Raw genomic sequence first — 14,595 nt, 5'->3', positions numbered from 1 at the left:
TATTACTTTTAGATTGTATTTTGAGAACCATTGTATAATTTAAAATTTATCGGATTCAGTACAACTTATTTGTATAAGGTATTAAATAAAATAAATCTCATGGCAAATAAAGCCATGAGACTCAGTTTATCTAACGAATATAGACTTTGGATATCCTTCTCTGCACTTACCTCGTGTTTGAACCCCTCCAACCCCTTTTACACCCGTTATCGTATTTTTTACAACATCTTGTATGTTAACAACTTCTCCAATGTTCGTATATGCCACCTTTTGGCATACAAAAACCGGATCAAGGCAATGTATTAGTACTCGTTCAGGTGAACTTGCGAAATTCGCGCCAGCAGATCGAACCAAATTGCGACAATTAGGAAGATTTTTACAGGTATAACTTTTTACCTATATAAAGAGCTGTATAAAGGATTACCAGAGGCAACCATTGCTGATAAAATCATCAAATTAAGATACACCCATAACCTAAGACAAGAAGATCTGGCAGATTTATTAAATATGCATTGTAGCACAATAGAAGGCTGGGAGGTTCATAACGTCATGCCCAAACCCATAAGCATAGATAAATTGTGTAAATTATTCAATCTACCTTATAACTATTTCCATGAATATTATAAGATATACTTTAATAATCCCGGTGAAAAAATGAAAGCTTGGAAGATTAAAAATAATTTAACTTATGAGCAATTATCCAAATTATTAGGCATTACCCATTCAAGTGCTACAAGATTACTTAATAATAAAATAAATCTTTCATATAATATGTATGTAGAATTGAAAAAACTAGGAGCTTTTTAAAGTTCCTAGTTTTCTAGGGAATAATCTATTAATATACTTCTATTATTGCATTATAAAATTCACCTACAGAAAATGATCGCAGTATTCGCACCCGATTATTTTTGTGGTTTTTTTGAAATCACGAAGGATTAGGCTATCAGCTAGGCCAAGCCGTTAAGATGAGGTAACGGCTTCTACATCGACCGACGCAAGATACTTGCTCGCATAAAGGCCCTCCAATTGCATTGCTGACACTGGAAGGCCTTCAAAAACGTGCTATTAATTACCTACCGATGGTTCCGCATGAACATTGAAAGTAAATAAATCTACTATGAAAAATCTGCTGATTTTCTTCTACATGAATAATATTTCTCAAAACTACTGATTTTCATTTTTTAGCGAGTGAACAGCCAATACAAAGCTTGCGATACATAAAGCGAACGTTTTTCAGTCAAAAGGTTAGAATCACCTTGCCCTTTGAATGTCCGGTATCCAATTTTGTAAGAGCAGCATTGATATCCTTAAATTCAAAGGTTGAGTCAATAGACGGCTTGATATTATTTAATTCCACAAATTTCGTGATCTCCTCGAGCTGGTTACCATCAGCTCGCATGAATAAAAAATGATATTCCTTGTTTTGCTTACGTGCCATACGGTCTAAACTGGAACCCGCTATACCAAACATCAGCTTTTTCCAAAGAGGAAAATGGTGCTCTGATGCAAAACGATAGTTAGGCATCCCTGCCAAAGTAACCAGCTTGCCGTGAGGTTTTAAAATACCAAGTTCCTTTTCGATTTCCTTTGTTGTATCCAGTACATAATCGATGTTAGACAGACGTTTTGAATAATCATTTTTCTTGTAGTCAAGAAATTCATCCGCACCGAGATCAAGCATTCTCTGACGGCCTGCTTGACCACCGTTTGTGATGACATAGAGCCCAAAGTGCTTTGCCATAGGAACTGCCATGGCGCCAAGTCCGCCTGTCCCCCCGGAAATGAATATTTTTTCACCCGGTTGTGCCTGGAATTTTTCTTTCAAAACCTGATAGGCGGTGAGTGCGGTCAAAGGAACCGCCGCTGCCTCTACGTAGTCCAGATTGGACGGCATTTTTGCCACGGCATCTTCATGGACTGCGGCATACTCTGCAAATGCTCCAATACGCTGTTCGGGAAGTCTTGTATAAACAGAATCGCCCACCTTAAACTTTGTTACGCGCTTTCCCACCGCTTCAACAACACCCGATAACTCGTTGCCCATGGTGAGTGGAAATTGGTAATCGACAATCAATTTGACGCTTCCTCTTAAAATGAGCAAATCCAGTGGATTGACCCCGGCTGTCTTCACTTTAACCAAAACATCATAATCACGCACTTCCGGCATAGGAATATCGTTCCATTCCAGTTTAATTTCTTTTGAATAGCCATTGATTTGTGCAGCTTTCATAATCATCCTCCTTATATCAGAATCATTGTACATCATCTTTCGTTGGCAGAAATGATTCTGAATACGGCACTGCATCTCCTATTTATTAAAGATACATTGTGTTTCAACACCAAAGCATTTCGTGCACGATATACATTTAGCAGGCGTCGTGTCACCGCTGGCCCAACGGTTAATCAGTTCCGGTTCCCGAATAAAAGGCCTGCAAAGTGAAATGCATTGAATTTTCGTTTGATTCACAATATCCGTTAACTTGTTTATATCTCTGTGTCCGCCAACGGATATTACCGTTATATCGATATTTTCCGCAATTTCCGCGGCATATTTTTCGAAGTAGGATTCCGTTTCCGCAGTGACATTTCTAATTACGCCCTCGTTAGCTCTGGACAACGCAGTACCGCCACTGATTTCAACTGCACTCAAGCCCTCTTCTTTCAGCATTTTGCATATGTGCTTACATTCTTCGAAAGTGAATCCTTGATCCATAAAATCACTACAATTAATTTTAGCCAGAACAGGATAATCCGGGCCAACGGCCTCTCTGATACTGCGACAGATTTCCACAACTACTCTTGCTCTGTTTTCAGTATTGCCGCCATATTCATCGGTTCTTCTGTTGTAGTATGGGGTCAGGAATCTACTCAGCAAATATCCGTGTGCAACGTGAAGCTGTACGCCATCAAAACCGGCTTTTTTTGCTCTTATAGCTCCACCTACAAAAGCGTCTTTCATAAACTGAATATCTTCTTTCGTCATTTCAGTCGCTCCGGACACCGTTGGCTCATCCTCAATTACACTTGGCGCCCATAATACCCCATCATTCTTGCTACTGTTTTGGGCACCGTTGCAAACCAGCTGAACAATGATATTTACATCCTGTTGATGAACCGTATCTGTTAATCTTCGATATTCCGGGATAAAAGAATCATTGTAAATTGCCATTTGACCTGGTACAATTTTTTCAATGTCAGTTACATTTGTCAGTCCTGTAATAATTGTACCGACTCCACCTTTCGCAAGTTCTTCATAATGGTCGATCAGCTTCTTAGTCACATGGCCTAACGCATCCGCCCTCCCGTCATAGGTCGCTGAACGCACAAATCTGTTTTTCATCTTCATCCCTGATAATTTGGTTTGATCAAATAATGTTTTCATTTAAACTCGCTCCTTCATTCTGCTTATAAAATGTTGATCCAACTATTACTCTTTTTCAGGTATCCATGAGAAGAGATATCGCAGATCCTTCGGATCGGCAATTTTCAGATCCGCCAACTTTTCGAATTTTCCTGATAAATCCTTTTCTAACGTTGTCAGATGAAAATGGCTTGCGCTGATGCCAACGTCTACCCTCTGAATGACGACGGTGTTATCATCACTGTTACCTTGATCTATTTCAGCATAAAAATGATAAGCGCCATTCGATTGCACGACCCTCCAAGGCTGTTTATTGGAAGCAGAAGGTGCCAAACGCAGCATCTCCAAGGGCAAAGCATATACCCCGGCATCCGTTTCTGTTAAAGGTGTATTGAAATTTTCCTTGAAAAATAGTTCGTTCCAGATTTTCCGTTGGTTAGATTTCAGAGTCTTGCGAAAAAGAGATTCCGTCAGACTTTTTTTCTCGGCCGGATATCCAATGGGCGAGATTGCAGGTAACAATTCGTTCTCTTTAACTCCAATAGCAGTAGTAAACGCACTGCGGTTAAATGTTGCGGCAAGCCAGCAGGTTCCAATTCCCAAGTGTGTTGCATACAGAATCAACTTTTCAAAATCATACCCAACCGCCTCAAGCGAAAGCTCGCCAGCTGGTACAGTAGCACCGAGAAACACCTTGGTTCCTTTAATGACGCCATAGGTTCCAAGTTTTTGTGAATTGGATGCATCTTTCGTTTCCAACAGGTGAAAAGACACATGAACCCCAAATGGGTTTGATAAAGCGTTGGCATACGCCATAAGCTTTTCTTTATCCTTCTCAGAGATAGGTCTTTTTTCTTGATATGTCCTTACGCTATACCGTTTCTTAATGGTTTGCTCTATAGGAAAATCCAATTTCATTTTACTTTACCTCCATATAAAATTTCTGATGTACGTTCTTCATACCTCACAAAGCACAAAAGTCGAATTTCAGGAATGATCATTCTAATTAATGTAAAAAAAATTAATTACATACCAGATTCAAGAAAAAATCCGCTATGCGGTGCATCTTTTTTTTACTCGCTGAGGCTCTTATCAGTACGCGTATTCCAATTAAAGTATTATTCAAAAATTCTGCCAAAGCTTCCGCATTATAATCACAAGAAAATTCACCTGATTGCTGTCCTTTACGAATAATCTCCGCAAGAAAATGCTCTGTTTGCACAAATGCTTCTTCTGTCTTTTCTTTAACCTCTTTATCTCGTGGAGCCATCTCAGTTGCTGCATTAACAAAAAAACAACCCCAATGTCTATCCTCATTTCCTTCGATTATATAGTCAAAGGTATACTGTATCGCTTGTTTCGCTGTATTTGCACGTGAAGTTTCAGATTTCAGTTTACCCGTACTATATTCGCTATAGCGATCAATCGCTTTTAAATATAAAGCATGCTTACCACCAAAAGTATCATATAAACTTCTACGATGAATTCCCATATGCTCTACAAGGTCACTCATAGATGTCTTTTCATATCCCTGCTTCCAAAATAATTCCATGGCTTTCTGTAGAACTGTATTTTCATCAAATTCTCTGCTTCGTCCCATTACTCTACCTCCTATAAATAGCATGATAACATTTTGAGAACGATCAGTCAAGAATTATTTATTTGCTATTCTATCACTAACGTCTAGAAGCGCTGCAGACGGTAAATCTCGGTGCCTTTCGGGAATCGGTCTACAAAAGGAATCGTGGTGTTCCCGCAAAACAAAAGGCCCTCGCCGGAATTGCTGTGCGTGATGTAAGAAAGCTGGTGAGGGAGATGTTGAGCTACTTGTATAACTAAAAAATTGCGCAATTTAATAAGCCTTCGCTATTAAGTTTTTTTGATTTACAGATTTTGAGAACGTCCATAAGTCTGTGTAAATTAAAATATAAGATAAGAAGTTTAGTTTGTTAATAATTATAAATTAATTTGTTTTTTAGTAAATACTTAGTTTTCATTATCATTCAGCGGAAAATAAGTTAATTAACGTATGGTGATTAATGTGAAATGAACTGAGTCTCATGGCAAATAAAGCCATGAGACTCAGTTCATCTAACGAATATGGACTTTGGATATCCTTCTCTGCATTTGCCTCGTGTTTGAACCTCTCCAATCCCTTTTACACCCGTTATTGTATTTTTTACAACGTCCTGTATGTTAACAACTTCTCCAATGTTGGTATATGCTACTTTTGGGCATGCAAAAACCGGATCAAGGCAATGAATTAGTACTCGTTCAGGTGAACTTGCAAAATTGGCGCCAGCTCACTATACCAAAGTGCGACAATTAGGAAGATTTTTACAAACAAAGTTTTCTACCTGTATAAAGAGCTGTATAAAGGATTATCAGAGACAACTATTGCTGATAAAATCATTAAATTAAGATATACCCATAACTTAAGACAAGAAGATCTGGCAGATTTATTAAATATGCATTGTAGCACAATAGAAGGCTTAGAGGTTCATAACGTCATTCCCAAACCCATAAGCATAGATAAATCATGTAAATTATTCAATCTACCTTATAATTATTTCCATGAATATTATAGGATATATTTTAATAATCCCGGTGAAAAAATCAAAGCATGGAAGATTAGAAATAAACTAACCTATGAGCAATTATCCACATTATTAGGTATTACACATTCAAGTGCTACAAGATTACTTAATAATAAAATAAATCTTTCATATAATATGTATGTAGAATTGAAAAAAACAGGAGCTTTCTAAAGCTCTTATTTTTTAAGGTATAATTTATGATTGATATAATTCCATTCTTTATACCATTCGCATAAAAAGAAACCGCTATTTCAAATACAAAATATCATCAAAATTTTCATCATAAGTAATACCAATAGAATGTATTTCTTTAGCTTCAGACATCTTGATAATAATTTACCATTTTTCACATTCTTCTTAGTATTAATGGAAGTGTAACAACGATTATATCTATTTCACATGACTAGCATAATGAATTATTTACTTTTCTGTACATGACACAGAACTACCATTACCACTACTGTAGATGTTCTAATATTATTTTTGGTTCGAATTCACACTTATCTAAATTTATAATATTATCAGCAATTGATAGTGTTGTTTTTTTATGAGTTACTAAAATAACAGTTTTATTTTTAGATATTTCTTTTAATACACTTTTTATAATATCATCTGTTTCTATATCAACAGAAGATGTTATTTCATCAAATAAAAATAAATCGGCTTTTCGTAGTAATGCTCGTGCAATTCCAAGACGTTGCTTTTGACCTCCCGATAAAGAAATGCCATCATATCCAATTTGAGTATCATATCCATTTTCAAAAGACTCAATTATATCGTCAATATTTACTAATTTGCATGCTGATTTTATATCGTAATAAGTTGCATTTTCATTAGCTAATAATAAATTCTCTTTAATAGTTCCTGTAAATAAAAAGGTCTCTTGTGGTACATATGAAATTTTATTGCTAATCTTATTAAAAGGAACTTCTTCTAATGAAAAACCATCAAATAAAATTTTTCCTTCATAATCTCTGTATAAACCCATAAGGATCTTTAATAAAGTAGTTTTACCCTGCCCGTTTTTTCCTACAATAGCTGTAATTACATTTTTTTTAATATTTAAATTTAAGTCTTTTAATATATATTTATCATTTTCCCTATATTTAAATGATAAATTTTCTATCTTTATATCAGATTTAAATATGTCATGATTTATTCGTGTATTACCTATATACTCCTTTTCTGTATCTTTATCTATTAAATTTAAAACCCTTTTTATTGAAACTAATGCTTGTTGTAAATCCATATTAATTTGTGATATTTTAAGCAAAGAATTATTGAAATTTGAAGAATACATATTAAATGCAACAAATAATCCTATAGTTAAATTTCCTTTACTTATTTCATAACATGCAATACCAAAGTAAGTGGCGTATAATCTGAAATAAATTTACCAAAACATAGAAATATAAAAGAGCTACTTGGAAAATTAAGTATTGCAACAAGCGCTAATTTATAATTCAACTTAAATAGAAAAATGCCTATAAAAACAACTGTAAATATTAACAAATATACTACTGATTAAACTCAAACCGACAACTAATATTAATAATTTAGGTATATAATTCCATTTCTTATAAGTTATATTATCTATCAAATTTCCCAAGACCAATGGTTGATAAATACTTAAAATTGTTGAAAGTATTAAGCAAGCAAATGAGACTATGAATTTACACTTATACGGTCCTAAAAATTTCAATAATCTTTTTATACTAAAAAATATATTACCATTTTTCTTATTTATAATTTCCATATCTTTTTAATCCTTTCTTTTAGTTTACTTATAATTTTTGATATACTTGACCTTTATTTATCTTAATTTATTAATTATTGCAGCACCATTAAATAAATATTATAAAAAGCACACATATATTATATGAAAATGGCAATTATTAATATAAATAACTATATCATTATTAAATTCTTAATATATTCATTAGAAGGTTCAACTTATAATTTATCTTTTTAATAAGTTTGGTATATTAAAATAGTAAATATAAATTAAGTAACATTCAATTTAGTCCTTTGTGTAACATATTTAAAATCGTTGCTAAATAAAGAAAGTGAATGTTACACAAATAAATTGTGTAACATTCAGAAGGCCCCAAAATCAAGTTTACAATCTACTTTTGAGTACATGACACATTGTTTAGTATTACCTTTTTTAACAAGGTCCCTTACTTTAGATGCTATTGTAGTTATGTTTTAATCCCCACATAAACTTAGTTGTAAATTTAAATTTGTTAAATTACAACATATTTGCTACAGAAGTTTGTACACGAATGTAGACAGGTATTCGCACATCCTGAAATACAGCATCCACTACAATCGAGAGACACATAGCCATGAACATCTTCTTTTATTTTTGATGATTTTTTAGAAAATAAATATTTCATATTCTCACCCCCTTTCCTCCCAAAATGCAGCAAGCATTGATTTACACAACTTTTTAAAATTCAGACTTTTATATCTCTGCTTTTTTCTATAAATAGCTTGTCCACTCCAAAGTTAAATTAATGTAAAATATCATTACAACTTATGCGTTTTACTAATTGCACTTGTTGCACTCTTCATTAATCATAATGTCACATGTACTAAAATCTATAATCCAATATCCATTATCTTTCTCTTTCCACTGATATTTTTTTTGCATTTCTTGCCACCAATTATCATATTCAATTATTGTATTAGACAAATCATTGTTAATTTTTTTATACAGATTAGGCTGTAATTTTTCATATACTGTCAAAATTAATTCTTCCAAAGAAATTTTCCTGTTATTTGTCGCCATTATATAATTTCTTTCAGCATCTGTTATTTTTCCAATTTTTCTATTATTCATCATAGCCTACTCCATCCTTTAACAATTTATCAATAGGTTCTAAATATTCTATACTATTTAATATATTTTTAAATAGTATGTTTTCTTGATTTAATTTTCTTTCAAGTTTCAACGACGCATTTCTTTCTAAATGGCTAATCACACATTGGATTTTTGAAGGTGTGTTTATTTCATTTGTTAATTTTTTATTCAGATAGACACATCTTCTACAATGATAAGAATCACATTCTGAACATATAGCTGAATTCTCTATATCAAGTAGATATTTATTATAAATATTTATACCATTATCTATATCACCAATATTATTATCAGGATTATCAAAATAAAACGCTGGGCATATATAAAATTTACCATTGGGTGCAAGGGAAATATGACTCCTACCAGCATTGCAATTACACATTGATTCTAAGTCTAAAATATCGGTTAATATATTTATTTCTATTGGATTATTATTTTTGTATGTTAACGCAACAAATTCTACTAATTGTTCTAACTTTTTTTTGTAAAGATTAGTATCTGTATCATTCCATTTATCTATATCTTGAACTATCACATTTATTCTATTTACAGACTTGTATAACTCTGAAACAAAATTCAACAATTTATCTATATTGTTTTTTGCAAGCAAAAGTATACATATTCCATGAAAATTACTAGGCAAATCCGAACTATTATCACATATAACTATTGAATTTTCATCAATGTTTTCTGATTCGTTGCTAATTATATTAATAAAATTGTTATTTTGTAAATTTCTATTACCCAAAACTACTGGAATAAAATTATTATTTTGGGCAAATAGTAAACCTTTATTAATAATATCATCATTCATATTATTTGACTTAACGCCTGTTTTTGAAACATATGTACAATGTGGAGTAATATTATCTGATATAATAAATTGCAAATATTTTGCATCTTCTGATTTGCTATAACGATTTTTTTTATATTCCTCTCTTGGAGAAATCAACCCCGTTCTCTTAGTAAATTCGGTCCAAAAATATTCATTAGCTCTTATGTTTGCCTTATACATTTTACAAATATAAGTAGCCCTTTTATATATAGTTCCATTATTTGAAAAATCATAATTAGCTCCAGTACACCAAGCACATCCACTAGCCACTTCACACCGTATACATTCTTCTGAACTTTGATTTTTTAGTGAAAGACCTGCAAATGGACGAAGTTTGTCAAAATCAATACCACTATCCATATTTCCTATCTTAAATCCTTTATGATTATTTAATGTAAAATCTAAAAATCTTAAGCATGGGAAAAAGTCCCCTTTATAATCCACTGCAAGCATTTTACCTGCTCCTCAAAAATTATTTTTTAATTCATCTTTTTTTAGAGGAAACCCAATTTGTGGATCAAAAAATCTTACTGAATACTTTTTCCACATTTTTTTATCAAGAATATAATCTGCTAACTCTTTCAGTTGATTTTCAAAAATAACATCATCGCCTTCTTGCCATACATCCTCAAAAACAACATTAGCAGCTACTGTTGTTATTCCATTATTCCAAAGACTAATAATACTATCTTTTAAATATGGTAAATCATCATGAGAGAATGTAGCTTTTGTCATAGCATTAGGAAATTGACTTAACCATAATGGAACATTTTTAATAACCTCATCATATGATCCACTTCCATCAGGCTTAATTCTTTGAAGATCATGTTTGATTTTATTTCCATCCACGCTTATGCCTATAGAAACATGATTTCTATTTTTTTTAATGTAATTTTGAACTTTAGGAGTGCTATATAATAGTCCATTTGTAGAAAAATTAAACATATAGTTAGTAAACCATTGATGGTCTAATATGTACATTCTTTGTTTAATATAATCACTAACTTGATCTATTAGATCAAGTTCTAAAAAAGGTTCCCCCCCAATAAATTCCCAGATAACTGCTTTTTCATTAAAAATATTCTTATGTTCTAAAACATAATTCACCACTTTTTTAGCTGTATCAACTGTCATTTTATTTGTCGGATTTTTACCTTTCATATATTTACGCGTTAAAAAGTTTTTATTGTTGTATATTTACATACATGGTTGTTTTAGCAATAAGCTTTAACTCACAAGCGTTGGATTTGTCGATTTAAATGCTGGCGCTAAGAAATATACAAAAAAGCACAGGATTTATCATTATAAAATTATTTCGAAGGTTTGGTTAATTTGGATATAGTTTAAATGTGATGAACAAGAGCGAGTTGTATATTTAGATATTTTCAAATTATATACTTATCAGCCATAATAATGTATAATATTATATTAATAGTTAATATTTAGATAAATATGTAAAATTGGGGGTTTTGTAATTGAACATCAAGAAAAAAAGTGCTTTAATAAGTACTATCGATGCATTGAAAAGCAAAAAAATAATTGTGGACTATTTAATCCCTATATTAATAGCTGTAGTTTTAGCAATTCTCATTAATAAGTTTTTGTTTTTTAAGATACTTGTTCCATCACCATCAATGAGCCCTACAATTAAAGACAATGATCAAATTATTGTAACTAGGGTTTATAATAGAAATAATTTAAAAAGAGGTGATATCATAGTTTTTAATTCAAAGGAATTAAAAATGGAATTAATTAAAAGGCTTATTGGCCTTCCCAATGATAGCATAGAAGTGACTACTAATGGTGTAGTTTATGTGAATGGAAAGAAAATTAATCAGTCCTATGTGGTTTATAATGGTGGCAAATCAGGTGTTTATAAAGTACCTGCTGGGCACTATTTTTTTCTAGGTGATAATAGAATTAACTCTCTTGATTCTAGATATTGGAAAAATCCATATATCGATGGATCAGATATAAATGGAAAGGCTAAAATTACAATATATCCTTTTAATAGATTAGGATTCTTAAAATAAGTAATATGAGATATTAGACCTTTAGTTCTTTTGTATTTTTTACAACATCCTGTATGTTAACAACTTCTCCAATGTTCGTATATGCCACCTTTTGGCATACGAAAACTGGATCAAGACAATGTATTAGTACTCGTTCAGGTGAACTTGCAAAATTCGCGCCAGCTCACTATACCAAAGTGCGACAATTAGGGAAATATTTACAAGCAAAGTTTTTTACCTATATAACGAGCTATATAAAGGATTACCAGAGACAACTATTGCTGAAAAAATCATCAAATTAAGATATACCAATAACTTAAGACAAGAAGATCTTGCAGATTTATTAAGTATGCATTGTAGCACAATAGAAGGTTGGGAGGTTCATAACGTCATGCCCAAACCCATAAGCATAGATAAATTGTGTAAATTATTCAATCTACCTTATAACTATTTCCATGAATATTATAAAATATACTTTAATAATCCCGGTGAAAAAATCAAAGTCTGGAAGATTAAAAATAAATTAACTTATGAGCAATTATCCAAATTATTTGGTATTACCCATTCCTGTCTCGGAAGATTACTTAATAATAAAATAAACCTTTCATATAATATGTATGTAGAATTGAAAAAAATATGGACTTTTTAAAGGTACAATTTTGCTAATAATATCATTCAGTTATACTCGATTAATCACTACAAAAGATACTTAGTGACCACACAAGATGGTAAAAACATTATGTATAGGCAGTTTACCCTTCTAAATATATAAATAAGCAACATTACTACCTACTATGCAGATAGCTACACAGTAGGTAGATAATGTTGCTTATAAAGCTCAATTTATTTAACCTTAATTTAATCTATATATATAAAAGTGACAATTAAAATGCTCCTTTATATATGTTCCATTTTATTAGCGATTATAAAAATCGCTAATGCAACAGCCCCTTTTCCCTTGTTTTTAATCTTAAAATACTAATTTTATGATTAGATATTCTCACATTCAAATACAGTTATAGTTAAAGAGTCCTCATCATAAAATGTATCAACTATTATATTTCTGTCTGGGTATCTATGTTTAAAACTCATTTCCCAAAATAATTTTATTGCTTCCCCTAATGCATTCACTTGTTCATCTATATTTTTATCATTAAAATCAGTATTTATATGAAAGAAATCTTTGACCTCATAAGAGTTCATAACTTTCTCTACTTGATTTTTATCATTATTACAAGCCTTCTTCCACCCATTAAATATATATTCATCGTATTTATCTTTTAATAAAAAATATTCATCTATTTCTACTATTTCAGGATAAAAGAACTTAGCAAACCCTAATGCTGTTTGTATATCTGCTTTTAAATTAACATAACTCCACCATGAAAATTTATTTTTATTAACATTCTTGGATTCAATATACTCACTAACGATTTCTTCATTAAATATATTCATTCTATCTATATCCTTTCGGTAGCTCATATTTTCTTGCAGCTCTTACACTATAACCATTTTTATATTTTTGTTTTGTTTTTGGATTTACATTGTATCTTGGAACTTTAACATTAGGCCTCAAAATATTCCCATGAGCTTTCCCTGTTAGTCTAACTTGTTTTCTTAATTTTCCATTAGTTCCATATGTTGAATATCCTTCTAATTTACCACTCGCCCCCCTTTTTAATTTAGTTGAATTTGGAGTTCCATTTTCTTCTGGCGAACTTCTATTATTACTAATTTTTCTTGCATAAGACACTCCACTATAAACAGCATATCCTACAATAGCAACTACTGTTACACCAATTGCAAATTCTCCAACTCCAGGAACAAAATATATGCCTAATGCAAATGCAAAATGTCCATCATCATCAATTTTATTTACCGGGTTATTATTACAATAAGCAAATGTATTATAATCTAAAAAATCAGAATTCTCATTTTTTAATTGATTACTATCATCAGCATTAATAAATCTACCCCAATCAGGATTATAGTATCTACTTTGCAAGTAGTACAATCCAGTCTCAGAATCATACCTATATCCCTTATATCTATAAGGATTTGCTGCTCCAACAGTGGCTGAAAGACTTCCACTTGTCGCTATCAATTTACCCCACATATCGTAAGTATAGCTTACTACCTGTGTTCCTGTACTATCAAACAGTCCTATGATATCTCCTTGAGCATTTCAAAAATATTAAATGAAGCTCTACAGAAATTCTGTAGAGCTAAGCGATTCACACCAAATCAAAGATTTGGGTTCTCTGCTTATCTGTTCCATTGTCTTCTTAAATTATATTACTTCCTTCAAGGCGATAATTGGTTGCAACTCCATTTACCGTTTTCTGTGTTCTTATTCCTGAGTCATTATATTTATAGCTTATGGTTTGTCCATTACCGGATATTCCTGCTAGTTGTCTGCCTTCTTCCCAAGTATAATTAAATGTTCCATCGTTAAGAGGGTTTCCTATGGCATCATAGGTTATAGCTTTTCCGTTATAATTTGTAAACTAGCTTGTATCAATGCTTTATGGTGCACCCAGGGGGAGCCGAACCCTCGACCATCAGATTCGAAAATAGCGATTTTATAAATTGTTATAATGTTTTATAAATGGCTGTATATAAGGCTTTAAGCCATACAACTATTTATAGCTTTTTACCGTTATCTAAAACTCATGTGTTAAAAATGTGTTAAAATTTTTGTTTAATACATCCTACCTTAATTAAATCTATATACAAAGAAGTACCAATTAAAATATTCCTTTGTATATAATTAGAGTGTAGCTTTTAAGGTGATAATTTCTCATTAGGTCGTACTGAATAGTGCGTTCATTTTTTTGCCAAAAATAAAACCAACAAGTATTAGTACCTGCTGACCTTTATTTTAATAACTATTTGAAGCTATTATAGTAGTTATCAATCTTACC

At 31.8% G+C, this 14,595-nt stretch carries 13 protein-coding genes and 3 pseudogenes; 2 read left to right on the top strand and 14 right to left on the bottom strand.

From position 1 onward, the window contains the following. Positions 1–126: 126 nt before the first annotated feature. Positions 127–345, bottom strand: a pseudogene (locus BR66_RS25300) (sporulation peptidase YabG); the annotation flags it as partial. 204 nt (positions 346–549) lie between these two features. Between BR66_RS25300 and BR66_RS0115080 the strand changes: the two are divergent. After that, positions 550–807 carry a helix-turn-helix domain-containing protein gene (locus BR66_RS0115080; RefSeq protein ID WP_051624264.1) on the top strand — a complete coding sequence of 86 codons (258 nt, stop codon included), beginning with the start codon at positions 550–552 and terminating at the stop codon, positions 805–807. 430 nt (positions 808–1,237) lie between these two features. Here the strand turns inward: BR66_RS0115080 and BR66_RS0115075 are convergent, their stop codons facing one another. The 10 genes and pseudogenes from BR66_RS0115075 to BR66_RS24915 all read right to left on the bottom strand — a co-directional run bounded on the left by BR66_RS0115075 (position 1,238) and on the right by BR66_RS24915 (position 10,820). Continuing rightward, positions 1,238–2,230 (bottom strand): NADP-dependent oxidoreductase, encoded by a 993-nt coding sequence (locus tag BR66_RS0115075; protein WP_026883644.1) that lies wholly within the window; start codon positions 2,228–2,230, stop codon positions 1,238–1,240. A 78-nt stretch (positions 2,231–2,308) separates the two neighbouring features. Then, positions 2,309–3,382, bottom strand: a complete 1,074-nt coding sequence (locus BR66_RS0115070; RefSeq protein ID WP_026883643.1) for an NADH:flavin oxidoreductase — start codon at positions 3,380–3,382, stop codon at positions 2,309–2,311. Between the two features lie 45 nt (positions 3,383–3,427). After that, positions 3,428–4,279: a nitroreductase family protein gene (locus BR66_RS0115065; RefSeq protein ID WP_026883642.1), complete on the bottom strand. Its 852-nt coding sequence runs from the start codon at positions 4,277–4,279 to the stop codon at positions 3,428–3,430. A 103-nt stretch (positions 4,280–4,382) separates the two neighbouring features. Continuing rightward, positions 4,383–4,961, bottom strand: coding sequence for a TetR/AcrR family transcriptional regulator (locus BR66_RS0115060; RefSeq protein WP_026883641.1), 579 nt, complete (start codon positions 4,959–4,961; stop codon positions 4,383–4,385). Between the two features lie 487 nt (positions 4,962–5,448). Continuing rightward, a pseudogene (locus BR66_RS25295) lies at positions 5,449–5,664 on the bottom strand (sporulation peptidase YabG); the annotation flags it as partial. Positions 5,665–6,415: 751 nt separating this feature from the next. Continuing rightward, positions 6,416–7,258, bottom strand: a complete 843-nt coding sequence (locus BR66_RS0115050; protein WP_026883639.1) for an ATP-binding cassette domain-containing protein — start codon at positions 7,256–7,258, stop codon at positions 6,416–6,418. 946 nt (positions 7,259–8,204) lie between these two features. Continuing rightward, positions 8,205–8,357: an AC3_0185 family rSAM-modified Cys-rich RiPP gene (locus BR66_RS26850; protein ID WP_084156534.1), complete on the bottom strand. Its 153-nt coding sequence runs from the start codon at positions 8,355–8,357 to the stop codon at positions 8,205–8,207. Positions 8,358–8,509: 152 nt separating this feature from the next. Beyond that, positions 8,510–8,806 carry a CXXX repeat peptide modification system protein gene (locus tag BR66_RS24030; protein WP_084156533.1) on the bottom strand — a complete coding sequence of 99 codons (297 nt, stop codon included), beginning with the start codon at positions 8,804–8,806 and terminating at the stop codon, positions 8,510–8,512. Then, on the bottom strand, positions 8,796–10,112 hold the full coding sequence (locus BR66_RS24025) for a CXXX repeat peptide maturase (protein ID WP_051624262.1): 1,317 nt from the start codon (positions 10,110–10,112) through the stop codon (positions 8,796–8,798). The genes BR66_RS24030 and BR66_RS24025 overlap by 11 nt, the downstream gene beginning before the upstream one ends. 12 nt (positions 10,113–10,124) lie before the next feature. After that, positions 10,125–10,820: a hypothetical protein gene (locus tag BR66_RS24915; protein ID WP_051624261.1), complete on the bottom strand. Its 696-nt coding sequence runs from the start codon at positions 10,818–10,820 to the stop codon at positions 10,125–10,127. Positions 10,821–11,179: 359 nt separating this feature from the next. Between BR66_RS24915 and lepB the strand changes: the two genes are divergently transcribed. Next, the gene (lepB, locus tag BR66_RS0115035) at positions 11,180–11,692 is read left to right on the top strand and encodes a signal peptidase I (RefSeq protein WP_026883638.1); all 513 of its coding nucleotides are present in this window, start codon (positions 11,180–11,182) and stop codon (positions 11,690–11,692) included. 31 nt (positions 11,693–11,723) lie between these two features. Here lepB and BR66_RS25285 read toward each other — a convergent pair. From BR66_RS25285 to BR66_RS26275, 3 genes and pseudogenes are all read right to left on the bottom strand, one after another. Next, positions 11,724–11,855: pseudogene (locus tag BR66_RS25285) on the bottom strand (sporulation peptidase YabG); the annotation flags it as partial. An 806-nt stretch (positions 11,856–12,661) separates the two neighbouring features. After that, entirely contained in the window at positions 12,662–13,126 is a 465-nt protein-coding gene (locus BR66_RS0115025; protein WP_026883636.1) for a hypothetical protein, read from the bottom strand. Between the two features lies 1 nt (position 13,127). Next, the gene (locus BR66_RS26275; protein WP_084156532.1) at positions 13,128–13,787 is read right to left on the bottom strand and encodes an RHS repeat-associated core domain-containing protein; all 660 of its coding nucleotides are present in this window, start codon (positions 13,785–13,787) and stop codon (positions 13,128–13,130) included. Between the last annotated feature and the right edge of the window lie 808 nt (positions 13,788–14,595).

It is taken from the genome of Clostridium akagii DSM 12554 (assembly GCF_000686725.1).
Lineage (GTDB): Bacteria > Bacillota > Clostridia > Clostridiales > Clostridiaceae > Clostridium_I > Clostridium_I akagii.
Note: the sequence above shows the minus strand (reverse complement) of the source record. Positions and strands in the feature narration are given on the sequence as shown.